Here is a 23,051-nt window from a genome sequence, read left to right as displayed (position 1 = left end):
CGCCACGCAGGATCAGGCGGCCTTTTCCTTCGACAGGCCTACACGAAGGTCCGTCGCCTGGTAAATGGTTTCGCCATCCGCCTTCAGCCAGCCATCGGCGGTGCCGAGCACCAGGCGGCCGCGCATGACGCGCTTGAAGTCGATGCCATACTCAAGCAGCTTGGTATCCGGGCGTATCATGCCCTTGAACTTCACTTCGCCGGTCGACAGAGCCATGCCGCGTCCGGGTTCGCCGAGCCAGCCGAGGAAAAACCCGGTCAACTGCCACATGCCGTCGAGACCGAGGCAGCCCGGCATGATGGGATTGCCTTCGAAATGGCAGGGAAAATACCAGTCGTCCGGTCGTACGTCGTACTCGGCGCGGAGATAACCCTTGTCGAAAGCTCCGCCTGTTTCCGAGATATCGGTGATGCGGTGGACCATCAACATCGGCGGCAGCGGAAGCTGCGCATTGCCTGGTCCGAACAGCTCACCATGGGCGCAAGAGAGAAGTTCTTCGTAAGAGAAGCTGGACTGCCTGGGTGCCATAAATTTCCGTTCCCCCCGTTGAACCTTAGACCTTTTGTTTCAGCAGCGTATTGCAAGATCGGTCGGAATTGAAGCGTAACGATGAACTTGCGCTCCGCCTGGGGATGGCAGCCGAGCCGCTGGAACATGCGTTTGTTCTGGTCCGCATATAGGAAGCTACAGGCGCAAACCAGAGGCTTGTAGCGAAATTGCGCGTTTTTGGCGCTCTCGCCGCAGGTATCCTCCGGAAACTATTGAAACTACCGTCCGTAAAAGTTATATCGGAAAGTCAAGATACCTGATATTGGCGTGAAACGGCAGGAGTTGACGGGTAATTATGGCAGAAGCCATTACGGACATCGAGACGAGACTGCGCCATTGCGGCCTGCGTCCGACGCGGCAGCGTATTGCGCTTGCCGACCTGTTGTTCGCCAAGGGTGACCGCCATCTGACCGTCGAGGAACTGCACGAGGAAGCCACCTTTGCCGGCGTCCCGGTTTCGCTCGCGACCGTCTACAATACCTTGCATCAGTTCACCGAAGCCGGTCTCATCCGCGTGCTCGCGGTTGAAAGCGCCAGGACCTATTTCGACACCAATATTTCCGATCACCATCACTTCTTCGTCGAGGGCCGCAATCAGGTGCTCGACATTCCGGTCAGCAATCTGCAGATCGACAACCTTCCGGAAGCTCCCGAAGGCATGGAAATCGCTCATGTGGATGTGATCATCCGTCTGCGCGAAAAGAAAAGCTGACGCCTCTCACGGCCTTTTCTTTCCTTTGATTGCTTCGTCCTGGTCCCGTCCGGGACGTGGCCTGTACCGTGGCAATGTCCAGCCATAGTGGATCGCGCCACCGCGCAGGCCAAAGGCGAGCGCCGCGCCCAGCCCCGAACTTGCGTAGACCGGCAGGCCGAGTGCATTCGCCGCGGTAAACCCGCAGGCGCCCGCGAGGGCGGCGGTGATGTATATTTCCGGCCGAAGCAGAACCGAGGGTTCGTTGGCGAGAAGGTCGCGCAGGATGCCGCCGAAGGCGGCTGTCAACGCTCCGGTGACGATCGCGATCGTCGGCGACCCGGTGGCGGCGAGACCTTTTGCTGCACCGAGCACGCTATAGGCGGCAAGCCCGATCGCGTCGAGCCAGATCAGCAGGCGAAAGCGCCATTCCACCCGATGCGCGGTGCAGAACACGAAGGCGCCCGAGATGACGCAGATGAGAATATAGGTCGGGTCCAGCACCCAGAAGACCGGCGTGCGACCGAGGAGGATGTCCCTGAGCGTTCCCCCGCCGAGCCCGGTGACCGCCGCGAAAAACAGGAAGCCGACGAGGTCGAGCTGCTTTCGCGAAGCGGCAAGCGCGCCTGTCGCAGCAAAAAGCGCGATGCCGGCATAGTCGAGTATCGTCAGCAGAGACATGTCAGACCTTGTGATCCAGCGTCGCGCAAGTGCGGGCCGTTAGCATAGCCGCCGATCGTTGCGTGCGTCATCCTTCGACGCACGCCGTGAACAGATGAATTTGCAGAGGTCCGCCAGTGAAAAAGCTCTTGATCATTGTCGTGCAGGCGCTCGTCCTGGTGTTTGCGCCCACACTTGCTTTTGCTCAGCAGCCGCAGCGTTTCAGCGATCCGGAAATCTACGAGAAGGACTACTTCCGCAAGGAGTGCAAGACCGTCGATTTCGGCCCGGCCTTCATCAAGCGCTTCGACATCAACAACGACGGCATGCTCGATCTCGTTTCCAACCAATCCGAAGTAACCTGCGACGGGGTGAGGGGACCGCGCTGCGCCAGTGAAGGCTGCCGCTACAATTTTTATGTGCAGATCAAGGAAGGCGGCTACGTCATGGTCGCCACTGCCCAGCTTTATCACTACGATTTCGTTCAGTACTTCGGCAACATGGTCTTCGAGTTGACGATGCATCCCCGCTTCTGCGGTCGCACCGACGCCGCGCCCTGCGAAATGCGCGTCAGGGTACGCGGCCTTGATTTCAATATCCTGTCGAAAAAATAGAACGGCCCGGCAGAGGGCTTATTTCGGAAAGATCTCGCCGATCCGCCCGGTGAGATAATAGGCCGTCAGGCTCATCCACTCGCGGGCTGCAGTCGTCGTCAGCTGCGCATTCAGCGCCGGCTGGGTGAAATCCAGCGACAGGCGGACGATGCCGCTGGTGCGGTAATCGACCGGCCACGGCGTCACCTCCGTTCCGGCGGCCCGGAACAGGCCTATCGATCTCGGCATATGGAAGGCGGAGGTGATCAGCAGGCAGCGTTCGAGCCCCTGAGCCTTCAGAAGCCCGGCCGAATTCACTGTGTTCTCATAGGTCGTGCGAGACGTATTCTCCTTCACCAGTCGATCGGCCGGGATGGCGAAGGCGGAGAAGAACCGTTCCGCAGCCTGCGCCTCTCCTTCGTAGGCGCCGCTGATCGAACCGTCTCCGCCGGAAATCAGGATGCGTGCCTGCGGATGATTGCGGGCGAGCCGCAGAGCCTCCACGAACCGGTCGGCGGCCTGATTGAGCTCGATGCCGCCGCGCACGGTCGTCACCTCGTTTTCAAGCACGCCGCCGAGCACGATCATGCAGGAAACCGACTGGGGTTCCTGCATCGGCTTTGGAATGCGGCCTTCCAGCGCCTGCAGCGCCACTGCGCCCGTCGTGGTAAAAAGCGTCACGAACAGCACCAGCGCGGTCAGCAGCCCAGCAAGGACGCCAAGCCGGCGCCAGCCGACGGTGATGAGAACTGTGGCAAGGGCGGAGAGGAGAAAAGCAAGCGAGAGGGGCTGGGCGAAGACCCAGAAGAGTTTTGAAAGCAGGAACATCAAAAACTTTCGGAAAGATCAGGCGCGGCGGCGGGCTGAGGCGATCGGCTGCTGGAAATGCAGGTGCAGCGGGCGCGGCAGAAGTGTCGTCGCCAATGCGACCGCAAGGGCCAGAACCGAAACGATCCAGAGCGCATGGCTGCCTGCATATTTCGTCAAAAAAGCGCCCGTCACCGCGCCGCATGCCATTCCGGTCCAAGGAACCGTCTGGATCAGCCAACCGGTCGGGTTGCGGTCGCCGATCAGCCAGCGGCCGATGCCGCGGCCAAAGCGGGAAAGCGCCCCCGTCACGTAGGTGAGGCCGATCGGCAGCCCTTCGATATGTTCGACCGTCGCGTTGATCATGCCCATCGACAACACGACCAGATAGAATTGCAGCCGAGGATACCCCCCCGCGTCGGGGACGGTCGAGGCGGCGGCAAGCAGGATGGAGACGCTTGCAAGCACCACGAATGTGCGGCGCGCCGACACCGTATAGGCAAGCACGATGCCGAGCGCGTTGCCGAGGATGAAGACCCAGAGCGCGATGAACAGGATGATCGCATGGCTATAGTCGCCGTCGGCGAAGGCGATGGCTGCGCGGGTCGTGTTGCCGGTCATGAAGGACACGAAGTCGCCCGAGAGCAACAGGCCCACCGCATCCGTCATGCCCGCCACGAAGGAAATGGCGGCAACCAGCGCAAGGCCTGTCACGGTCCGCCGCCTGCGGATGATGCGTCTTCGTCTTTCCCTGCTCATGGAGCCCCTTCTTCCGCGTAAATCTGCGCGAATCACGCCTTGAGGCGTTGATCTAGGACAATGTCGGATAAGTGGAGAAGAAATCGCAAATAGCGTCCCGAAGCGAGTCCTATCTCGGGTCCAACCAGGCATCGATACCCTTTGCCGCGGCCCGGCCCGTCGCAAGACACGCGGTCAGCAGGTAGCCACCCGTCGGGGCCTCCCAGTCGAGCATTTCCCCGGCGGCGAAAAGGCCCGGAAGCGGTTTCAGCATGTAGTTTTCGTCAAGGTCGCTCCAGGCGATGCCGCCGGCGGATGAGATCGCTTCCGCGATCGGTCGCGGGCGGACAACCGGGATCGGCAGAGACTTGATCAGCCTCGCCAGTTCCTCCGGGGACATGCGGTTGATATCGCCAACAAGCTCGCGAAGCAGAGCGCTCTTCACGCCCTCCAGCCCTGCTCCCTTGCGCAGGCGGTTGGAGAAACTCGCCTTGGCATCTTGCCGGGCAAGGTCGCGACCAAGTCGCTCCAGCGTGCGGCCGGGTGCGAGGTCGACGGTCAATGTCGCTTGGCCTTGCGAGAAAAGCCGGTCCCGAAGCGCTGCTGAATGGGCATAGACAAGGCTGCCTTCGATCCCCTGCCCGGAGATCACGAATTCGCCCTGGAATGTGCCGGCGTCCGAAGTGGTCGAAACGGATTTCAGTGGCTCGCCGGCAAACCGCTCGTGAAACGACGGGCTCCAGGCAACATCGAAGCCGCAATTGGCCGGCTGCAGATCGGCGACTTCAACGCCCTTATCCTTCAGCCACGGCACCCAGGCGGCATCCGAGCCGAGCCGCGGCCAGCTGGCGCCGCCCAGTGCCACAAGAGCGGCATCGGGCCGGACGGTGACCGGCCCTTCCGGCGTTTCGAACCGGTAACCGTTTTCGGCAAACCCCACCCAGCGATGCCGTGTCTTGAGCATCACGCCCTGCGCCTCCAGCCGCCGCAGCCAGGCGCGCAGGAGCGGCGAGGCCTTCATAACCGTCGGAAACACGCGGCCGGAGGTCCCCACGAAGGTTTCCGTGCCAAGCCCCAGCGCCCAGGCCCGCACGTCGCCCGGCGTGAATGCCTCGAGGGCAGGGCGCAGTCGAGCGGAGGCGCTTCCGAAACGCGCCGCGAACTTTGAAAAATCTTCCGAATGGGTGATGTTCAGCCCGGATTTCCCGGCGAGCAGGAATTTCCGCCCGAAGGTCGGCATCGCCTCGTAGACGGTCACGGAATGGCCGGAGGCGGAGAGAACTTCCGCCGCCATCAGCGCTGTCGGGCCGCTGCCGATGATCGCGATCTGCTTTGTCATGCCTCCCGGTTAAGGCAGATCAGTCCGCTTTGCCATAGCCTCCGGCGGTCGGCGTCTGGACGGTCACCGCTTCGCCCGCCTCGATGATCGTCTGGGCGCAGCCCCCAAGCTCTTCGAGCGTGCCGTCGAGGCGTCGTACTGTCGTCTTGCCAAGCTCGCCGGTTTCGCCGCCCTCAAGCCCGTGCGGCTTGATCGTCCGGTGCGAGGAAAGGATGGCACAATCCATTTTTTCGAGGAAACGTATGGTGCGTTTCGTGCCGTTGCCGGCCGAGAACCTACCCCTGCCGCCGGAATTGTCGCGGATGTGAAAATCTTCGAGCAGCACCGGATAACGGGTTTCCAGGATTTCCGGGTCGGTGAGGCGGGAATTGGTCATGTGCACATGCACCGCGTCCGTGCCTTCGAAACCGGTCCCGTCGTTGAACACGCCGGCCGGCGAGCCGGAGCACAGCGTCTCGTAATATTGGTAGGTCGCATTGCCGAAGGTGAGGTTGTTCATCGAGCCCTGGCTTGCCGCCATCGCCCCGAGCGCGCCGAACAGCGCGTTGGTCACATGCTGGCTGGTCTCGACATTGCCGGCGACGACCGCCGCCGGATATTGCGGCTTCAGCATCGACCCTTCCGGCACGATGATCCGGATCGGCCGCAGGCATCCCGCGTTCATGGGAATGGAGCTTTCGACCATGACGCGGAAGACATAAAGCACCGCGGCCCGGGTGACCGGTTCCGGTGCATTGAAGTTGTTCTTCTTTTGCGGGCTCGTTCCGGTGAAATCGACAGTCGCCTCGCGCTTGGCCTTGTCGACGGTGATTTTCACCTGGATCACGCTGCCCTGGTCGGTCGGGTACGTGAATTCAGAATCGCCAAGCTTTTCGATGACGCGGCGGACGCTCTCCTCCGCATTGTCCTGCACGTGGCCCATATAGGCCCGCACCACGTCCAGCCCGAACTGCGCGATCATCTTGCGCATTTCGTGCACGCCCTTTTCATTGGCGGCGATCTGGGCGCGAAGGTCCGCGACGTTCTGCGCGACGTTGCGAGCGGGGTAGGGGTGGTTGGAGAGGAGATCGGTGATGCCGGCCTCGTCGAACCGGCCGCGATCGACAAGCAGCACGTTGTCGAACAGCACGCCCTCCTCGTCGACAGTGGTCGCAAGCGGCGTCATCGAACCCGGCGCGGTGCCGCCGACATCCGCGTGGTGTCCGCGCGAGGCGACGTAGAACAGGATGTGTCTACCCTCGGAATCGAAGACCGGCGTAACGACGGTGATATCCGGCAGGTGGGTGCCGCCGTTATAGGGCGCGTTCAACGCAAACACGTCGCCGGGGCGGATCCTGCCATGGTTCTGAGCGATGACGCTCTCGACCGAGCGGTCCATCGAACCGAGATGCACCGGCATATGTGGGGCGTTCGCCACCAGCGCGCCATCCGCATCGAAGACGGCGCAGGAGAAATCCAGCCGTTCCTTGATGTTGACCGAAGACGCGGTGTTCTGCAGCGTCACGCCCATCTGTTCGGCGATCGACATGAACAGGTTGTTGAACACTTCGAGCAGCACCGGATCGGCCTGGGTGCCGATCGGCTTGGCGCGGGAGAGTTCCGCAACGCGCTTCAGAACAACATGGTTCAACCCGGTGATCTCGAAAGCCCAGCCGTCTTCGACGACAATCGTCTGATGCGGCTCGACGATCAGGCACGGGCCGTTGGCGCGCGATCCAGGCTTGATCTCGGCGCGCCGATAAACTGGCGCTTCGCGCCATGCACCGCCGGAGAAGAACTTTGTCTGTTCAGCCGCCGTTGGCGCGCTATCGTCCAATTCGAATTCCGGTTCGTCGGAATCGGCGCCGCCGCCGATCGCCTCGACCTCGTAGGCCTCGAAAATGATCTCTCGGTTTTCGAAGATGAAGCCGAACTGTTTCCTGTGCGCCGTCTCGAAGGCGACCGTCATGTCGGCGGCGTCGGTCACGGTTACGGGCAAAGTCGTATCCGTGCCCTGATAGCGCAGGTGTGCGCGGTGCAGGACTTCGGTATCTGCCCGGGAAACGCCCTGCGAGGCCATTTCCTCCAGCACGCTGGCGGTCAGCTCGTCCTGGGTTGCCTCAAGCGTCTCCAGCGCGGCCGTAAGCTCGTGAGATACCGTGCGCTGGCGTGTGGCCCGGATATCCGCAAGCCCCATGCCATAGGCCGACAGGATGCCCGAAAACGGATGGATCATCACGGTCGAAATACCGAGCGCATCCGCCGTCAGGCAGGCATGCTGGCCTCCGGCGCCGCCGAAGCAGGTCAGCACGTAATGGGTGACGTCGTAGCCGCGCTGGACGCTGATCTTCTTGACCGCATTCGCCATGTTCTCGACGGCGATCGCCAGAAAGCCATCAGCCACTTCTTCCGGCGAACGGCCGTCGCCGATCACCTTGGCCATATCCTCGAAGGCGGAGCGCACGGCATCCGCATCGAGCGGCTGGTCGCGGTTGGGTCCGAAGATCGCCGGAAACAGCTTTGGGGACAGCTTGCCGAGCATGACGTTGGCGTCTGTAACGGTCAGAGGTCCACCGCGGCGATAGGCCTTCGGGCCAGGATTGGCGCCGGCCGAATCCGGGCCGACGCGAAAACGGCCATTCTCGAAATGCAGGATCGAACCGCCGCCGGCGGCAACGGTATGGATCGACATCATCGGCGCGCGCATGCGAACGCCCGCGACTTCGGTTTCGAACGAGCGTTCCAGCTCGCCGTCATAGTGTGACACGTCGGTCGACGTACCGCCCATGTCGAAGCCGATCATCCGGTTGAAGCCGGCCAGCCGCGAGGTCTCGACCGCGCCGACCACGCCGCCGGCGGGGCCGGAGAGAATCGCATCCTTGCCCTGGAATAGCCGCGCCGCAGTCAATCCGCCGGACGACTGCATGAACATCAGCTGCGCACCTTGCTTGTCGGCGACGTCGAGCCCAGTGCCAAGTTCACCGGCAACCTGTTCCACATAGCGACGCAGGATCGGCGAGAGATAGGCGTCGACCACGGTCGTGTCGCCGCGCCCGACCAGCTTGATCAGCGGCGAAACCTCGTGACTGACGGAAACCTGCGTGAAGCCGATCTCGCGGGCAATCCCTGCCACAAGCTGTTCGTGGGCCGGATACCGATAGGCGTGCATCAGGACGATCGCGACGGCGCGGAAGCCGGCGTCATACTGCTCCTGCAGCTGCGCGCGGATCGTTGCGGCATCCGGTGCAGCTTCGATCGTGCCGTCGGCGCGGACGCGTTCATCCACCTCGACCACGTGCTTGTAGAGCAGTTCGGGCTTGATGATCTTCTTGGCGAAGATGTCGGCGCGGGCCTGATAGCCGATCGCCAGCGCATCGCGGAAGCCGCGGGTCGTCACCAGCAGCGTGCGCTCGCCCTTGCGCTCCAGCAGTGCATTGGTGGCGACTGTCGTGCCCATCTTTACCGCGCCGATGGCATCGGCGGGTATGGCAGTGCCGGCCGGCACGCCCAGGAGTTCGCGAATCCCTTGTACGGCCGCATCACGATAGGCTTCCGGATTTTCGGACAGGACTTTATGGGCGACAAGCGATCCGTCCGGCTTCCGGCCGACGATGTCGGTGAACGTGCCGCCGCGATCGATCCAGAAATCCCACTTAGCTTCGGTCATGTTCCGCCCTCAAATCAAACTCGATAGGCGATAACGAAAACATTTCGTCGATAAAACGTCAATGATTAGTTGACAGGAAAATGCACATTGAAGCATCATGCTCGCTGAACGGGCAGGAAGCCACCAAGAGCTACACCCGGATAACCGGCAACCGAGGGGAGCCGACCATGCCGTTTTTCATATCCTGTTACGGGAGGCCGATCCATGTCCTCCGTTGATCGCCGCCACAGCATTCTTCCGGAATTCCTTCGACGAGCGCTGGACGGCCTGTATCTCGCCGCTGGTTATCTGGGAGGCGCATTTCTGGTTGCGACATTCGCAATCATGCTGTCCCTGTCGGCCGGCCGGCCGCTGGGCGTCGATATTCCCGCTGGTGACGACTTTACCGCGTGGTGCATGGCAGCGACGGCCTTTCTGCCGCTTGCTCATACCTTCCGGTCCGCCGAACTCATCCGCATGGGGTTGCTGATCGACAGGATCGGCGGTGCGCCGCGGCGGGCGCTTGAAATCGCCTGTACAGCTATTGCGACTTTGGCTGTCGGTTATTTCGCTTGGTATGCCGTGGACATGACATTGACCTCGTGGAAATTCAACGATGTCTCGCAGGGGGTCATTCCGGTTCCGCTCTGGATTCCCCAGATCGGCATGTCTCTTGGTCTGGTCATCCTGGAAGTCGCCTTCGTTGACGAACTTCTCCACCTCCTGTTCGGTGGTATGCCGCGTTACGAGAAGCCGGTGCCGAAGACCAAGGAAGAGATCATCGAGCGCGTCATGGAAAGTGGAGTCTGAAGATGGATACCACTTTCCTGGTGGAGATTTCAGGTCTCATTCTCGGCGCGATGCTCATCCTCCTTATGGGCGGAGTGTGGATTGGCATCGCGTTGCTGATATGCGGCTTCATCGCAATGCAGTTCGCCCCGGCCGGCATCCAGATCGGCGCCGCCATGGCCACCAATGCCTGGAGCGGCAGCGCATCCTGGAGCCTCGCAGCCTTGCCCCTGTTCATCTGGATGGGAGAAATCCTCTACAGGACGCGGCTCTCGGATGAGATGTTTCGTGGCCTGTCGCCTTGGCTGAATTGGCTGCCGGGACGTCTCGTTCACGTCAACGTGCTTGGCTGCGGGCTTTTTGGTGCGGTCTCAGGCTCGTCCGCAGCAACGACCGCAATGGTGGCGAAAATCACCTTGCCCGAACTCAAGAAGCGGGGCTACGACGAAAACATCAGCCTGGGATCGCTCGCCGGCGCGGGCACGCTTGGTTTTCTGGTGCCGCCGTCCATTCCAATGATCGTCTATGCTGTCGCAGCGAATGTTTCGATCATCCAGATGTTCATGGCGGGTCTCATTCCGGCCGTCATCGTCATGATCCTTTACATGGGTGCGATCGTCGTTTGGTCGCTGATGAACCCGGACAAGAGCCCCGCTCCTGCCCCGAAGACGTCTTTTCCGACCAAGCTGAAGGAGACGTTGAACCTCATCCCCCTGGCGTTGCTGATTCTCACGGTTTTTTCTGCCCTGATGCTCGGATGGGCGACGGCGACCGAATGCGCGGCATGGGGCGTCCTGGGCGCCCTCGTCATCGCTGCATCGCAGAGGGCTCTTACCTGGAGGAGTTTCATCGACAGCGTGTTGGGCGCCACCCGCATGACGTCGATGGTCATGCTGATCCTCACAGGAGCCGGCTATATGTCGATTGCCATGGGATATACGGGCATTCCCAACGCTCTTGCGGCATGGGTCGACAGTTTCCAGCTTAGCCCCTATGCGCTGATTGCCGTTCTGACGCTTATGTATGTGCTGCTCGGTTGCGCCATCGACGGCCTGTCCATGATCGTGCTGACCACGGTCGTGGTGCTGCCGATGATCCAGCAGGCCGGTTTCGACCTGATCTGGTTCGGCATCTTCCTGGTGTTGATGGTCGAGATGGCGCAGATCACGCCACCGGTCGGCTTCAACCTCTTCGTCCTCCAGACGATGAGCGGGCGCGACAGCCTGACGGTTGCGCGCGCCGCACTGCCATTCTTCTTCCTGCTTCTGGCGACCGTCGCCATCCTCACGATCTTCCCGGATATCGTGATGTTTCTGCCGAAAATGGCTTTCCCGGGATAACTAGAGAGAAAAGGGAACTGAAATGAGGAAATTGCTCTCCAATCTGGTTCGCCCGGGCATTGCAGTGGCGGCCTTGCTGGCAGCCTCCGGTGCGGCGCTCGCCCAGACGGCCTGGGTCCTGCCGTCCGCCTATCCGCCGGCGAACTACCATGTCGAGAACCTGATGCAGTTCGCCAAGGACGTCGAAACGGCCTCCGGCGGCAAGTTGAAAATCACCGTTCATCCGAACGCTTCGCTCTTCAAGGCGCCGGATATCAAGCGGGCTGTCCAGACCGGTCAGGCCCAGGCCGGCGAAGTGCTGATCTCGCTGCACGAGAACGAAAATCCGGTCTTCGGCATCGACGTCGTGCCGTTCCTGGCAACCAGCTTCGACGCATCGAAGAAGCTCTATGCCGCCTCGAAGCCGGCGGTCGAAAAGGCGCTAGACGCCCAGGGACTCAAGCTCCTTTATGCAACGCCATGGCCACCCCAGGGCATCTTCACCAAGAAGGATGTTAACAGCACGACGGATCTCAAGGGTCTGAAATGGCGCGCCTATAACGTCGGTACGTCGCGCATCGCCGATCTCGTCGGCGCCCAGCCGGTCACGGTCCAGGCGGCCGAACTGCCGCAGGCTCTCGCAACCGGCGTCGTCGACGGCCTGATGACCTCGAGCGCCACCGGCGTCGATAGCAAGATCTGGGAATCGCTGAACCACTATTACGATACCCAGGCCTGGATCCCGAAGAACGTCATCTTCGTCAACAAGGCCGCCTTCGCAGCACTCGATCCGGCCGTCCAGAAGGCCGTCACCGATGCCGCGGCTGCCGCCGAAGCTCGCGGCTGGGCGCTCGGTGCCGAAAAGACCGCCGCCTACATGGAAACCCTCAGGAAGAACGGCATGAAGGTTCTTGAACCGAGTGCCGACCTGAAAAAGGGCCTGGCCGATGTCGGCTCCAAGCTGACCGAGGACTGGTCGAAGAAGGCCGGCGCTGATGGCGCCGCCATTCTGGACGCCTACAAGAAGATGTGATTTGAGGGGCGCCGCAGGCACCCGTCTGCGGCGCGCTCGTCCCGGGAGGAGAAATCATGGTATCGGAAAAGAGTGAATTCGGCCCGATCGTATCCTCCGGGCACCTGGCGAGCGGCGCATTGCCGGCGCTGTCGGAAATCGAGTTCGGCATGATCATGCTGAACCACGCCTTCAGCCGCTGGATGGTGCGCTGCATGTCGGCAGCCGGCGTACCGGATCTGTCGCCGATCGATATCCTCGTGCTGCACAACATCAACAGCCGCAACAAGGCAAAGACGCTCGCCGATATCGCGCTGGTCCTCAACATCGAGGACACGCATGTGGTGACCTACGCGCTGAAGAAACTCGAGCGCCTGAAGCTGATCAAATCCGGCCGCCGCGGCAAGGAAAAGCTGGTCATGGTGGCGGAGGCGGGCGCCGAAGCCTGCAGGCGTTATGCGGCGGTGCGCGAAGAGTTGCTGGTCAAATCGGTGCTGGCCACCGAGGTTTCGGGAGAAACCCTGTCGGCGATGGCTGCCCGCCTGCGCGCGCTGTCCGGCCATTACGACCAGGCCGCCCGCGCGGCGGCTTCGCTTTAGGAAAACAGCGCATCCATCAGCGGATGGGCGGGATCTTCCATCCCGTCGAGGACGTTGAAGTGATGCTTGTCCGGCTCCTCGGTGGCCTCCGTCTCGGCGCCCAGCCCTTTCCAGATGCTGGCAAGCAGCGCGTTCTGGCGGATGAATTCGGCGCGCTCGCCCGCTCCCACCCAGCAGGTCACCCGAGCACCTGCAAACGGCTCCAGTAGTGCCGGGCTTTCCGCCTGCGCTTCTTCCGCGTCGATCCGCATCTTGGCATTCGAGGTAAGCTTGAGAAGCGGTCGCAGGTCGTGCAGGCCGGACAGCGAAACGACCTTGGCGATACGGCTGCGGACCGCCTCCGGAAGCGGCGAGGTGGCGGAAATCATCCGCGTCACCAGATGGCCGCCAGCCGAGTGGCCGATCAGCCGGATCGGTCCCGCCACGTCCTTTGCGGCAGCTTCGATCGCCTTGCCGATTTCCACCGTGATGCTGGAAATGCGGCCTTCCGGGGCCAGCGTGTACATCGGCATGGCGACGGCATATCCGCGCTCCACCGAACCCCTGGCAAACTGCGACCAATAACTGTTGTCGAGGCCGATCCAGAAGCCGCCGTGGACAAAAACCACAAGGCCGGCCGGTTCGGTTTCGGGCAGGAAAAGGTCGAAGCGGTTGCGCGGTCTTTCGCCATAGGAAAGACCGAGCTTGGCGCGGCCCGCTGCGAAAAGCGTCTCGCGAAAAAGTCGTGCCGGCTCCACCCATGCTGCCGGCCAACGGTCGCCCTGGGGAATGTTGATGCCGTTCGCATAGGCATTGTCCCAGTCGCTGATCCGATGACGCATCTTCACTTTCCCTTCGATCCGCTTGATTTCGAACGCCATACTGTCACCGCATCAGCCCGCTTGGAAGCCCGTCGCAGCTTCAAAAAGCGTCGGAGGAAAATTATTACAAACTTAAACTTTCTCTCTTGCAACCGAGGGAAAGCAGTGCTTTGCTGGGCGAAAGGCAAAAAGCCGCTATATAAAAAACGCTTGGGAACGAAAATATGCTGGGACCGTCAGGCCATCTGGATACGTTTGCCCGCGACAATCTTCCGCCGCCGGATCAGTGGCCGGAAATCAGGCTTGATGGCTTCGATTATCCGGAATGGATGAATGCGGGCGTCGAACTCACCGACCGCATGGTCGAGCGCGGCTTCGGAGACAACACCGCACTCATCGGCAACGGCCGCCGCCGCACCTACAAGGAATTGTCCGACTGGACGAACCGCATCGCTCGCGCCTTGACCGAGGATTACGGACTGAAGCCCGGCAACCGGGTGCTGATCCGTTCCGCCAACAACCCGGCCATGGTCGCCTGCTGGCTGGCCGCGACCAAGGCCGGCGCGGTGGTCGTCAATACGATGCCGATGCTGCGATCCGGCGAACTTTCCAAGATCATCGACAAGGCGGAAATTTCGATCGCGCTCTGCGATACGCGGCTGATGGACGAACTGGTCGCCTGCGCCAAGGAAAGCCGGTTCCTGAAACAGGTGATCGGCTTCGACGGCACCGCCAATCATGACGCCGAGCTCGATCGGGCGGCGCTGAACAAGCCGGTGCGTTTCGAGTCGGTAAAGACCGGCCGCGACGACGTCGCCCTGCTCGGCTTCACGTCCGGTTCCACAGGCGTGCCGAAGGCCACCATGCATTTCCACCGCGATATCCTGATCATCGCCGACGCCTATGCCAAGGAAGTGCTCGATGTGACGCCGGACGACGTGTTCGTCGGTTCGCCGCCGCTCGCCTTCACCTTCGGGCTCGGTGGCCTCGCGGTCTTCCCGCTGCGTTTCGGCGCGGCTGCGACCCTTCTGGAGCAGGCCACGCCCGCGAAGATGATCGAGATCATCGAGACCTATAAAGCGACGATCAGCTTCACCGCGCCGACCGCCTATCGCGCCATGCTGGCGGCAATGGATGCCGGCGCCGATCTCTCGTCGCTGCGCATTGCCGTTTCCGCCGGTGAGACCCTGCCAGCTCCCGTTTTCGACGAATGGGTGGCGAAGACCGGCAAGCCGATCCTCGACGGCATCGGTGCCACCGAGATGCTGCATATCTTCATCTCCAACCGTCTCGGCGATTCAAAGCCGGCCAGCACCGGCAAGCCGCTCACCGGCTACGAGGCGATCGTTGTCGACGACGACATGAACGAGGTGCCGCGCGGCACGATCGGGAAGCTGGCGGTCAAGGGGCCGATCGGTTGCCGTTACCTCGCCGACGACCGCCAGGAAGATTACGTCAAGGACGGCTGGAACCTGACCGGCGACAGTTTCGTCGAGGACGAGGACGGTTATTTCCACTTCGCCGCCCGCTCCGACGACATGATCGTCTCGGCCGGCTACAATATCGCCGGTCCCGAGGTCGAGGCGGCCCTCCTCAAGCACGAGGCGGTGCTCGAATGCGCCGTGATCGGCGTGTCGGACGAGGCGCGCGGCACGATCGTCGAGGCGCATGTGGTTCTGGCGAAGGGCGCCGAACCAGGCGAACTGATGGTCAAGCTTCTGCAGGATCATGTGAAGGCGGTCATCGCGCCTTACAAATATCCGCGTTCGATCGTGTTCACCGAGGCCCTGCCGAAGACGGAATCCGGCAAGATCCAGCGCTTCCGCCTGAAGCAGAAGCCCTCGGCTTAACCATGGCGATTGGCGGTTGAATTTCGCCTGACATGTAGAGTGGAAGTTTCCACGCAAATGTGGAAGACAAAGAAGACCCGGCGGATGTCCAAGTCCGTCGAAGGCATCGGGAACAACACAAAAACAAACGGGAGTTCGTCACATGAAGAAAATGCTTGCTGCTGCCACTTTGGCGCTGAGCATGAGCACCACCGGCATGGCTTTCGCCGAGCCGCTGAAGATCGGCATGATCACCACGCTTTCGGGTGGTGGCGCCGGCCTCGGGATCGATACGCGCGACGGTTTCATGCTGGCGATCAAGAACGCCGGCAACAAGGACATCACCGTCGTCACCGAAGACGATGCGCAGAAGCCGGAACTGGCCGTGCAGATCGCCGACAAGATGATCCAGAGCGACAAGGTCGATATCCTGACCGGCATCGTCTGGTCGAACCTGCTGATGGCCGTTGCCCCGAGTGCGGTGGCACAGGGCAAGTTCTACGTGTCGACCAACGCGGCGCCTGCAGCGCTTGCCGGCGCCAACTGCAACAAGCTCTATTTCAACGCCGCCTACCAGAACGACAACCTTCATGAAGCCATGGGCGAATATGCCAACAAGGGCTACAAGAAGATGTTCATCCTCGCCCCGAACTATCCGGCCGGCAAGGATTCGCTGACCGGTTTCAAGCGTTATTACAAGGGTCAGCTCGCAGCCGAGGTCTACACCCAGGTCGGCCAGACCGACTATGCTGCCGAAATCGCCCAGATGCGCGCCTCCGGCGCCGACGGCATCTTCGTCTTCCTGCCCGGCGGCATGGGCATCGCCTTCATGAAGCAGTTCGCCCAGTCGGGCGTCAAAATTCCGGTCATGGGCCCGGGCTTCTCCTTCAGCCAGGACGTTTTGCCGGCAATCGGCGATGCGGCGATCGGCGCCAAGGCGTCCGGTCAGTGGGCCCCGGACTTCGACAACGCAGCAAGCAAGAAGTTCCTGGCGGATTTCCAGAAGGAATATAACCGCCTGCCGTCCATCTATGCCGTCCAGGCCTATGACGCAGCCCAGCTCATCCTGTCGGCCGCGTCCAAGGCAAGCATCAAGAATGCCGATGCCTTCGGGGCCGAACTGAAGAAGGCCGACATCCAGTCCCCGCGTGGAAAATTCAAGTTCAACACCAATCAGCATCCGATCCAGGACATCTACCTGACGGAAGTGGTGAAGCAGAACGGCGTCATCACCAACAAGACGGTTGAGAAGATCTTCGCCGATCATGGCGATGCCTATGCCAAAGACTGCAAGATCTAAGGTCCGCCTGTGACTTTGGCACTTGCTCTCGAGCAGTTGCTCAACGGCCTGCAGCTCGGCGTCATGTTGTTTCTCATGGCTGCCGGGCTGACGCTGATCTTCGGCGTCATGGGCCTGATCAACCTCGCTCACGGCTCGCTCTACATGGTCGGCGCATTTGCCTGCGCCACCGTAGCGGCGTGGACCGGCTCGTTCTGGATCGGATTGATCGCCAGCCTCGCCGCGGCCGCCGCCGCCGGGGCGATCGTCGAACTCGTGGTGATCCGTAGGCTCTACGACCGCGACCATCTCGACCAGGTGCTTGCCACCTTCGCGCTGATCCTGATGTTTTCGGAAGGCACACGCTGGCTGTTCGGCTCCTTCCCGCTCTATCTCGATATCCCACCGCTTCTGCAGGGCGCCGTCGCGCTGCCGGGCGGCACGGAATATCCGGTCTACCGTCTGGCGATCATCCTCGCCGGCGCGATCGTCGCGTTCGGGCTCTATCTGCTGATCTCCCGGACCCGCCTCGGCATGCGCATCCGCGCCGGCGAAAGCGACCGCGAGATGATCGGTGCTTTAGGTGTCGATATCCGCACGCTCTACACCGTCGTCTTCGCGCTCGGCGCGGCGCTTGCTGGTCTTGCGGGCGCCATGGTCGGCGCGCTGCAGTCGGTGCAGGTCGGCATGGGCGAGCCGGTGTTGATCCTCGCCTTCGTGGTCATCGTCATCGGCGGCATCGGCTCGATCAAGGGCGCGTTGCTCGGCGCGCTGCTGGTTGGGGTCACCGATACGATGGGACGTTTCCTGTTGCCGAAGATCCTGGCGCTGTTCGTCGCCCCGGCGCAGGCGGGCATGATCGGCGGCGCGGCAGCCTCGATGCTGATCTATATCGTCATGGCGGTCATTCTTGCGGTCAAACCGCGCGGCCTCTTCCCCGCGGCGCATGCGTGAGATCATGATGGTGACCCGCGAAAACCTCATCAACCTCGTTCTGGCGGCAATGCTGCTCGCCGTGCCCTTTGCGGCGAACGCGCTAGGCCAGCCATTCTACATCACACTGGCGACCCGCATCGCCATCCTCGCGCTCGCCGCGACCGGCCTCAATCTGGCGCTCGGCCTCGGCGGTCTCGTCTCGCTCGGCCACGCGGCCTTCTTTGGTATCGGCGGTTATGTCGCCGGCATTCTGGCGGCTCACGCCTTTTCCGGCGATCCGCTGCTGTTCGGCCTTTCCGGCTCCAAGCAGATGTGGGTGATCTGGATCGTTGCCGTGATCGTCTCGGGCCTTGTCGGCCTGGCGATCGGCGCGATCAGCCTTCGTACCTCGGGCGTCTATTTCATCATGATCACGCTCGCCTTTGCCCAGATGGTCTATTATTTCGCGATCTCCTGGCCGGCCTATGGCGGCGAGGACGGGCTGTCGCTCCTCGTCCGCAACCAGTTTCCGGGCGTCAACACCATGCGGCCGCTGACCTTCTTCCTGATCTGCTATGTCGTCCTGCTGCTGGCGCTCAGCCTCTTCGCGCTGATTCGCGCCTCGCGTTTCGGCACGGCGCTGCAGGCGGCGCGGCAGAACGAGGTGCGTGTCGCGACCGTCGGCATCCAGCCCTACCGCATCCGGCTGACCGGCTTTGCGATCTCGGCGGCGGTCACGGGCCTTGCAGGCGCGCTGTTTGCCGATCTCAACCGCTTCGTCAGCCCGTCCATGCTCTCCTGGCACATGTCGGGCGAACTGATCGTGCTGATCATCCTCGGCGGCACCGGCCGGCTGTCCGGGCCGCTCGCGGGTGCGGCACTCTACGTCGTCTTCGAATTTGCGCTCGGCGGCCTCACCGAGCGCTGGCAGTTCTTCCTCGGCCTCATCCTCCTCGTCGTCGTACTGTTTGCGCGCGGCGGTCTTCTGGGCCTGCTTGCCGGAAAGGCCAAACATGGTTGAGCCGGTTCTCCAGATCTCCAATCTCGTCAAGAATTTCGGCGCGCTCCGGGCGACCGATGGTGTGACGCTCGACCTGCGCCCCGGTGAGATCCATGCCCTGATCGGCCCGAACGGCGCCGGCAAGTCGACGCTCATCCACCAGATCTGCGGCACGCTCCGGCAGGATAGCGGCTCGATCCGTTTTGCCGGGCAGGATATCGGTTCATTTGGGGTTGCCGAACGCGCCCGCCTTGGGCTTGGCCGCACCTTCCAGGTCTCGTCGATCGCGCCGGATTTCTCAGGCCTGCGCAATGTCATGCTGGCGGTCCAGGCAAAGCAGGGCTCGAGTTTCCGTTTTTTCAAGCCCGTCATGCGCGACAGGTCGCTGATCGACACGGCAATGGCGATGCTGGAACGCGTCGGGCTCACGGCCCGCGCCCGCATTCCCGCCGCCGAGCTTTCCCATGGCGAGCGCCGGCAGCTCGAAATCGCCATGGCGCTGGCGCTGGGCTCGAAAGCCTTCCTGCTCGACGAGCCGATGGCCGGCATGGGGCCGGAAGGCTCGAAATCGCTGACCCACTTTCTGGATACCCTGCGGCATGAAGCGCCGATCCTGCTGGTCGAGCACGACATGGATGCGGTTTTCGCACTCGCCGACCGGATTTCGGTGCTCGTCTACGGCCGCATCATTGCGACCGGCACGGTGGAGGAGATCCGCCGCGATCCTACGGTGCGCACCGCCTATCTCGGAGACCACGCCTGATGCTGCTCGATGTAACAAAGATCGAAGCATTTTATGGCGCCAGCCAAGCATTGTTCGGCGTTGACCTCGCAGTCGCCGAAGGCGAGGCCGTCGCCCTGATGGGCCGTAACGGCATGGGCAAGACGACAACCATCCGCGCCATCTGCAACCTCACGCCGCCGCGATCAGGCGCCGTGAAGATCGGCGGCACGGATACCAAGGGCAAGCGGCCGCATCATGTCGCCAAGCTCGGCATCGGCCTGGTGCCGGAAGGCCGCCGTTGTTTTCCGAATCTCACGGTTCATGAAAACCTTGTCGCTGCCGCCCGGCCCGGCCAATGGACGCTGGAACGCGTCAACGAACTGTTCCCCCGGCTTGAGGAGCGGCATACGCAAATGGCAAGATCCCTCTCCGGCGGCGAACAGCAGATGCTGGCGATCGGCCGCGCCCTGATGACCAACCCGCGGCTTCTCATTCTCGACGAGGCGACCGAAGGCCTTGCCCCGGTCATCCGCCAGGACATCTGGAAGGCTATCCGGCGGCTCAAAGCCGAAGGTTTGTCGATCCTCGTGGTGGATAAGACGCTTTCGGAGCTTTTGCCGGTTGCGGACCGCTGCGTCATCCTGGAAAACGGAAGAAGCGCCTGGAGCGGCAGGCCCGCGGACCTGACGACGGAACTGCAGGATCGATATCTCGGGGTATAGGCATGGAAGCGGAAGCGGCAAGCGCCGACCTGGAACTGATCGCCCATGGCCCGCATGGGAAGAACAAGCCCGAGACGCGGCTGTGGCTGCGCATGCTTTCCACCACCAAGCTGATCACCACGGAAATCCGCCGCCGGCTCCGCACCGAGTTCGGTGCTACGCTTCCCCAGTTCGATCTGATGGCGCAGCTCTATCGCGAAGCGGATGGCCTCAGACTAGGGGAACTCTCGAAGCGAACCATGGTCACCAACGGCAATGTCACCGGCCTGGTGGAGCGGCTGGAGACGGACGGTTTCGTGCAGCGGGTCACGCCGGATGGCGACCGCCGCGTCACCGTCGCCAAGCTAACGCCCGCCGGTACCGAGCTTTTTGTCGCCATGGCCGCCGCTCACGAAGGCTGGCTGCGCGACATCATGGCCGATGTCGACCCGGCGATGATCGCCTCATTGTGGTCGGAGATCGGCGCGGTGAAAGCTTCCGCCAGCAACCACCTTTCCGGCAGCGCCTTCGAATAGTAAGGCTCGTCTCCGGGCGCAACAATTCGGGGTTAGGAAATGGCAGACCTGCAGGCGATCGTCGATGAGATCCATGCGAAGCTGACGCCGCGTCTGGGGGAAGGCAAGGTGGCCGACTACATCCCGCAGCTCGCCCATGTCGACCCGAAGAAATTCGGGATGGCGATCATCGATGTCGACGGTCAGGTCTTCAAGGCCGGCGATTGCGACGAACCCTTCTCGATCCAGAGTGTCTCAAAGGTCTTCACGCTGACGCTCGCGCTCGGCAAACATGGCGAGACCACCTGGAACCGTGTCGGCCGTGAGCCCTCCGGCTCCGCCTTCAATTCGATCGTCCAGCTCGAGCACGAGGAAGGCAAGCCGCGCAATCCGTTCATCAATGCCGGCGCCATCGCCGTCAGCGATCTCGTCCTTGCCGGACACACGCCGCGCGAGGCGATCGGCGAGATCGTCCGTTTTGTGCGCTACCTGGCAGATGACGATTCGATCGCCATCGATCCGGAAGTGGCGAAGTCGGAGCAGGCGACGGGTTTCCGCAATTTCGCGCTCGCCAATTTCATGCGCTCCTTCGGCAAGCTCGATCATCCGGTCGAACATGTCCTCGGTGTCTATTTCCACCACTGCGCGCTGGCGATGACCTGCACCCAGCTTGCCAAGTCGGCCCTCTTCCTCGCCGCATCGGGCCGCAATCCGCTGACCGGGCACACGGTAGTCTCGAAGCAGCGGGCGAGGCGCATCAATGCGCTGATGCTGACCTGCGGCCATTATGATGGATCGGGTGATTTCGCCTACCGTGTCGGCCTGCCCGGCAAGAGCGGGGTCGGCGGCGGCATCATGGTGGTAGCACCTGGCAAGGCCTCCGTCGCGGTCTGGTCGCCGGGCCTCAATCACAACGGCAATTCGCTGCTGGGTTCGCTGGCGCTGGAAATGCTGGCCACCCGAACCGGCTGGTCGGTGTTCGGCCAATAAAAAAAGCCCGGCCGGAGCCGGGCTTTCAGTCTGCTGGCAGCGTTATGATCAGTCTTCGCTGGCTGCCATCTGCGAAAGAGCATCGCCGCGTCCCCGTGCGCGCAGGACGAGCGGCAGGATGAGGGCAAGTGCTGCCACGCCCAGCAGCACGGCGGCGATCGGCGAGGTGACCAGCACCGTCACGTCACCCTGGCTGATGGCGAGGGCACGGCGGAGCTGCTGTTCGGCGAGCGGCCCGAGAATGAGGCCGACGATAACCGGCGCAATCGGATAATCGAAAACGCGCATGATGTAGGCGACCAGCCCGAAGACCAGCAGCATGCTGAGTTCGAAGACCGACGGGTTGGCGCCGATCGTGCCGAGGGTGGCGAACACGAGGATGCCCGCGTAGAGCCACGGCTTCGGAATGGTCAGCAGTTTCACCCACAGGCCGACCAGCGGCAGGTTGAGCACCAGCAGCATCAGGTTGGCGATCAACAGCGAGGCGATCAGGCCCCAGACGAGCTGCGGGTTGGTCACAAACAGAAGCGGACCCGGCTGCAGTCCGTATTGCTGGAAGCCTGCGAGCATGATCGCCGCGGTCGCCGAGGTCGGCAGCCCGAGGGTCAGGAGCGGCACCAGAGTGCCGGCTGCGGATGCATTATTGGCCGCTTCCGGACCGGCGACACCTTCGATCGCGCCATTGCCGAATTCTTCCGGATGCTTGGAAAGCCGCTTTTCGGTCGCATAGGAGAGGAAGGTGCCGATCTCGGCACCCCCGGCCGGCATCGCGCCGATCGGGAAGCCGATCACGGTGCCTCGCAGCCAGGCTTTCCAGGAACGCGCCCAGTCCTGCGACGTCATCCAGACCGAGCCCTTGATCGCCTCGATCCTGTCCGGTGCGGATGCGCCCTGGGCGGCGATATAGAGTGTCTCGCCGATCGCGAACATGGCGACCGCCATCGTGGTCACCTCGATGCCATCGAGCAGGTCCGGCACGCCGAAGGAAAGCCGGTTCTGGCCGGTCAGCTGGTCGATGCCGACGAGCGACAGGGCAAGTCCGATGAACAGCGAGGTGAGGCCGCGCAGCGTCGAATTGCCGAAGGCGGAGGATACTGTGACGAAGGCCAGAACCATCAGCGCAAAATATTCGCGCGGACCGAAGACCAGCGCCAGCTTGACGATATAGGGGGCGATGAAGGCGAGCGCCAAGGTGGCGATCAGGCCGGCGACGAACGATCCGATCGCCGCCGTCGCAAGAGCCGGGCCGCCACGTCCCGCCCGAGCCATCTTGTTGCCTTCGAGCGCGGTGACGATCGAGGCGCTTTCACCCGGCGTGTTGAGGAGTATCGACGTCGTCGAGCCGCCATACATGCCGCCGTAATAGATGCCGGCAAACATGATCAGCGAGCCGGTCGCATCCAGCTGGTAGGTGACCGGCAGAAGCAGGGCGACCGTCGTTGCCGGACCGATGCCGGGAAGCACGCCGACGGCAGTGCCGAGCGTCACGCCGATCAGCGCGTAAAAGAGGTTCATCGGCTCCATTGCCGATACGAGCCCCTGGAGAAGAAATTCGAATGTGGTCATGATCTTGCTCT

The 23,051-nt window shown here is 62.3% G+C and carries 22 protein-coding genes; 14 read left to right on the top strand and 8 right to left on the bottom strand.

Going from position 1 to position 23,051, the window contains the following annotated elements; translation table 11 throughout:
- Positions 1 to 12: 12 nt before the first annotated feature.
- Positions 13 to 528: a 3-hydroxyacyl-[acyl-carrier-protein] dehydratase FabA gene (gene fabA, locus MOV61_RS06155; protein WP_038547719.1), complete on the bottom strand. Its 516-nt coding sequence runs from the start codon at positions 526 to 528 to the stop codon at positions 13 to 15.
- A gap of 316 nt (positions 529 to 844) precedes the next feature.
- On the opposite strand from fabA, the gene irrA reads away from it, so the two are divergent.
- Positions 845 to 1,261 carry an iron response transcriptional regulator IrrA gene (irrA, locus tag MOV61_RS06150; protein ID WP_038547722.1) on the top strand — a complete coding sequence of 139 codons (417 nt, stop codon included), beginning with the start codon at positions 845 to 847 and terminating at the stop codon, positions 1,259 to 1,261.
- A gap of 6 nt (positions 1,262 to 1,267) precedes the next feature.
- Here irrA and MOV61_RS06145 read toward each other — a convergent pair whose 3' ends face one another.
- The gene (locus MOV61_RS06145) at positions 1,268 to 1,921 is read right to left on the bottom strand and encodes a trimeric intracellular cation channel family protein (protein ID WP_247135958.1); all 654 of its coding nucleotides are present in this window, start codon (positions 1,919 to 1,921) and stop codon (positions 1,268 to 1,270) included.
- Between the two features lie 116 nt (positions 1,922 to 2,037).
- Here MOV61_RS06145 and MOV61_RS06140 point away from each other — a divergent pair, with 116 nt between their 5' ends.
- Positions 2,038 to 2,514 (top strand): hypothetical protein, encoded by a 477-nt coding sequence (locus MOV61_RS06140; protein ID WP_247135957.1) that lies wholly within the window; start codon positions 2,038 to 2,040, stop codon positions 2,512 to 2,514.
- Positions 2,515 to 2,532: 18 nt separating this feature from the next.
- On the opposite strand, the gene MOV61_RS06135 is transcribed toward MOV61_RS06140, so the two are convergent.
- The 4 genes from MOV61_RS06135 to MOV61_RS06120 all read right to left on the bottom strand — a co-directional run bounded on the left by MOV61_RS06135 (position 2,533) and on the right by MOV61_RS06120 (position 9,023).
- Positions 2,533 to 3,321, bottom strand: coding sequence for a YdcF family protein (locus tag MOV61_RS06135; RefSeq protein WP_247135956.1), 789 nt, complete (start codon positions 3,319 to 3,321; stop codon positions 2,533 to 2,535).
- Between the two features lie 18 nt (positions 3,322 to 3,339).
- A complete protein-coding gene (locus MOV61_RS06130) occupies positions 3,340 to 4,059 on the bottom strand; it encodes a YoaK family protein (RefSeq protein ID WP_038547731.1) in 720 nt (239 codons plus the stop codon).
- A 109-nt stretch (positions 4,060 to 4,168) separates the two neighbouring features.
- A complete protein-coding gene (locus MOV61_RS06125) occupies positions 4,169 to 5,377 on the bottom strand; it encodes a TIGR03862 family flavoprotein (RefSeq protein ID WP_247135955.1) in 1,209 nt (402 codons plus the stop codon).
- A gap of 19 nt (positions 5,378 to 5,396) precedes the next feature.
- Positions 5,397 to 9,023, bottom strand: coding sequence for a hydantoinase B/oxoprolinase family protein (locus MOV61_RS06120; protein ID WP_247135954.1), 3,627 nt, complete (start codon positions 9,021 to 9,023; stop codon positions 5,397 to 5,399).
- 204 nt (positions 9,024 to 9,227) lie between these two features.
- On the opposite strand from MOV61_RS06120, the gene MOV61_RS06115 reads away from it, so the two are divergent.
- Genes MOV61_RS06115 through MOV61_RS06100 form a run of 4 tightly spaced genes read left to right on the top strand, consistent with a single transcriptional unit; the run spans position 9,228 to position 12,721 of the window.
- Entirely contained in the window at positions 9,228 to 9,812 is a 585-nt protein-coding gene (locus MOV61_RS06115; protein ID WP_247135953.1) for a TRAP transporter small permease, read from the top strand.
- A 2-nt stretch (positions 9,813 to 9,814) separates the two neighbouring features.
- A complete protein-coding gene (locus MOV61_RS06110; protein ID WP_038547739.1) occupies positions 9,815 to 11,131 on the top strand; it encodes a TRAP transporter large permease in 1,317 nt (438 codons plus the stop codon).
- A gap of 31 nt (positions 11,132 to 11,162) precedes the next feature.
- Positions 11,163 to 12,143: a TRAP transporter substrate-binding protein gene (locus tag MOV61_RS06105; RefSeq protein WP_408962357.1), complete on the top strand. Its 981-nt coding sequence runs from the start codon at positions 11,163 to 11,165 to the stop codon at positions 12,141 to 12,143.
- Between the two features lie 56 nt (positions 12,144 to 12,199).
- Positions 12,200 to 12,721: a winged helix DNA-binding protein gene (locus MOV61_RS06100; protein WP_247135951.1), complete on the top strand. Its 522-nt coding sequence runs from the start codon at positions 12,200 to 12,202 to the stop codon at positions 12,719 to 12,721.
- On the opposite strand, the gene MOV61_RS06095 is transcribed toward MOV61_RS06100, so the two are convergent.
- A complete protein-coding gene (locus MOV61_RS06095) occupies positions 12,718 to 13,581 on the bottom strand; it encodes an alpha/beta hydrolase (RefSeq protein WP_247135950.1) in 864 nt (287 codons plus the stop codon). The two genes, MOV61_RS06100 and MOV61_RS06095, sit on opposite strands and share 4 nt — an antisense overlap.
- A gap of 164 nt (positions 13,582 to 13,745) precedes the next feature.
- On the opposite strand from MOV61_RS06095, the gene MOV61_RS06090 reads away from it, so the two are divergent.
- The 8 genes from MOV61_RS06090 to MOV61_RS06055 all read left to right on the top strand — a co-directional run bounded on the left by MOV61_RS06090 (position 13,746) and on the right by MOV61_RS06055 (position 21,474).
- Entirely contained in the window at positions 13,746 to 15,371 is a 1,626-nt protein-coding gene (locus MOV61_RS06090; RefSeq protein ID WP_247135949.1) for an AMP-binding protein, read from the top strand.
- 142 nt (positions 15,372 to 15,513) lie between these two features.
- Positions 15,514 to 16,650, top strand: a complete 1,137-nt coding sequence (locus MOV61_RS06085) for an ABC transporter substrate-binding protein (protein ID WP_247135948.1) — start codon at positions 15,514 to 15,516, stop codon at positions 16,648 to 16,650.
- Positions 16,651 to 16,659: 9 nt separating this feature from the next.
- Complete coding sequence (locus tag MOV61_RS06080) at positions 16,660 to 17,583, top strand: branched-chain amino acid ABC transporter permease (protein WP_210010247.1); 924 nt, start codon at positions 16,660 to 16,662, stop codon at positions 17,581 to 17,583.
- Positions 17,576 to 18,565: a branched-chain amino acid ABC transporter permease gene (locus MOV61_RS06075; RefSeq protein WP_247135947.1), complete on the top strand. Its 990-nt coding sequence runs from the start codon at positions 17,576 to 17,578 to the stop codon at positions 18,563 to 18,565. The genes MOV61_RS06080 and MOV61_RS06075 overlap by 8 nt, the downstream gene beginning before the upstream one ends.
- Positions 18,558 to 19,307, top strand: a complete 750-nt coding sequence (locus MOV61_RS06070; protein ID WP_046637895.1) for an ABC transporter ATP-binding protein — start codon at positions 18,558 to 18,560, stop codon at positions 19,305 to 19,307. Before MOV61_RS06075 ends, MOV61_RS06070 begins: the two co-directional genes overlap by 8 nt.
- Complete coding sequence (locus MOV61_RS06065; RefSeq protein WP_408962356.1) at positions 19,307 to 19,990, top strand: ABC transporter ATP-binding protein; 684 nt, start codon at positions 19,307 to 19,309, stop codon at positions 19,988 to 19,990. The genes MOV61_RS06070 and MOV61_RS06065 overlap by 1 nt, the downstream gene beginning before the upstream one ends.
- Before the next feature lie 2 nt (positions 19,991 to 19,992).
- Positions 19,993 to 20,505 (top strand): MarR family winged helix-turn-helix transcriptional regulator, encoded by a 513-nt coding sequence (locus tag MOV61_RS06060; RefSeq protein ID WP_037080105.1) that lies wholly within the window; start codon positions 19,993 to 19,995, stop codon positions 20,503 to 20,505.
- A gap of 39 nt (positions 20,506 to 20,544) precedes the next feature.
- Positions 20,545 to 21,474, top strand: coding sequence for a glutaminase (locus MOV61_RS06055; protein WP_247135946.1), 930 nt, complete (start codon positions 20,545 to 20,547; stop codon positions 21,472 to 21,474).
- Positions 21,475 to 21,522: 48 nt separating this feature from the next.
- On the opposite strand, the gene MOV61_RS06050 is transcribed toward MOV61_RS06055, so the two are convergent.
- Positions 21,523 to 23,040, bottom strand: coding sequence for a tripartite tricarboxylate transporter permease (locus MOV61_RS06050; RefSeq protein ID WP_247135945.1), 1,518 nt, complete (start codon positions 23,038 to 23,040; stop codon positions 21,523 to 21,525).
- Between the last annotated feature and the right edge of the window lie 11 nt (positions 23,041 to 23,051).

The organism is Neorhizobium sp. BETTINA12A (genome assembly GCF_023006485.1).
Lineage (GTDB): Bacteria > Pseudomonadota > Alphaproteobacteria > Rhizobiales > Rhizobiaceae > Neorhizobium.
Note: the sequence above shows the minus strand (reverse complement) of the source record. Positions and strands in the feature narration are given on the sequence as shown.

Excerpts from the sequence above, each read along its gene's own strand:
- MOV61_RS06095 (WP_247135950.1), bottom strand. The coding sequence starts at position 13,581 with ATGGCGTTCGAAATCAAGCGGATCGAAGGGAAAGTGAAGATGCGTCAT.
- MOV61_RS06110 (WP_038547739.1), top strand. The coding sequence starts at position 9,815 with ATGGATACCACTTTCCTGGTGGAGATTTCAGGTCTCATTCTCGGCGCG.
- irrA (WP_038547722.1), top strand. The coding sequence starts at position 845 with ATGGCAGAAGCCATTACGGACATCGAGACGAGACTGCGCCATTGCGGC.
- MOV61_RS06100 (WP_247135951.1), top strand. The coding sequence starts at position 12,200 with ATGGTATCGGAAAAGAGTGAATTCGGCCCGATCGTATCCTCCGGGCAC.
- MOV61_RS06120 (WP_247135954.1), bottom strand. The coding sequence starts at position 9,023 with ATGACCGAAGCTAAGTGGGATTTCTGGATCGATCGCGGCGGCACGTTC.
- MOV61_RS06055 (WP_247135946.1), top strand. The coding sequence starts at position 20,545 with ATGGCAGACCTGCAGGCGATCGTCGATGAGATCCATGCGAAGCTGACG.
- MOV61_RS06075 (WP_247135947.1), top strand. The coding sequence starts at position 17,576 with ATGCGTGAGATCATGATGGTGACCCGCGAAAACCTCATCAACCTCGTT.
- MOV61_RS06050 (WP_247135945.1), bottom strand. The coding sequence starts at position 23,040 with ATGACCACATTCGAATTTCTTCTCCAGGGGCTCGTATCGGCAATGGAG.
- MOV61_RS06130 (WP_038547731.1), bottom strand. The coding sequence starts at position 4,059 with ATGAGCAGGGAAAGACGAAGACGCATCATCCGCAGGCGGCGGACCGTG.
- MOV61_RS06145 (WP_247135958.1), bottom strand. The coding sequence starts at position 1,921 with ATGTCTCTGCTGACGATACTCGACTATGCCGGCATCGCGCTTTTTGCT.
- MOV61_RS06090 (WP_247135949.1), top strand. The coding sequence starts at position 13,746 with ATGCTGGGACCGTCAGGCCATCTGGATACGTTTGCCCGCGACAATCTT.
- fabA (WP_038547719.1), bottom strand. The coding sequence starts at position 528 with ATGGCACCCAGGCAGTCCAGCTTCTCTTACGAAGAACTTCTCTCTTGC.
- MOV61_RS06125 (WP_247135955.1), bottom strand. The coding sequence starts at position 5,377 with ATGACAAAGCAGATCGCGATCATCGGCAGCGGCCCGACAGCGCTGATG.
- MOV61_RS06065 (WP_408962356.1), top strand. The coding sequence starts at position 19,307 with ATGCTGCTCGATGTAACAAAGATCGAAGCATTTTATGGCGCCAGCCAA.
- MOV61_RS06135 (WP_247135956.1), bottom strand. The coding sequence starts at position 3,321 with ATGTTCCTGCTTTCAAAACTCTTCTGGGTCTTCGCCCAGCCCCTCTCG.
- MOV61_RS06060 (WP_037080105.1), top strand. The coding sequence starts at position 19,993 with ATGGAAGCGGAAGCGGCAAGCGCCGACCTGGAACTGATCGCCCATGGC.
- MOV61_RS06085 (WP_247135948.1), top strand. The coding sequence starts at position 15,514 with ATGAAGAAAATGCTTGCTGCTGCCACTTTGGCGCTGAGCATGAGCACC.
- MOV61_RS06070 (WP_046637895.1), top strand. The coding sequence starts at position 18,558 with ATGGTTGAGCCGGTTCTCCAGATCTCCAATCTCGTCAAGAATTTCGGC.
- MOV61_RS06115 (WP_247135953.1), top strand. The coding sequence starts at position 9,228 with ATGTCCTCCGTTGATCGCCGCCACAGCATTCTTCCGGAATTCCTTCGA.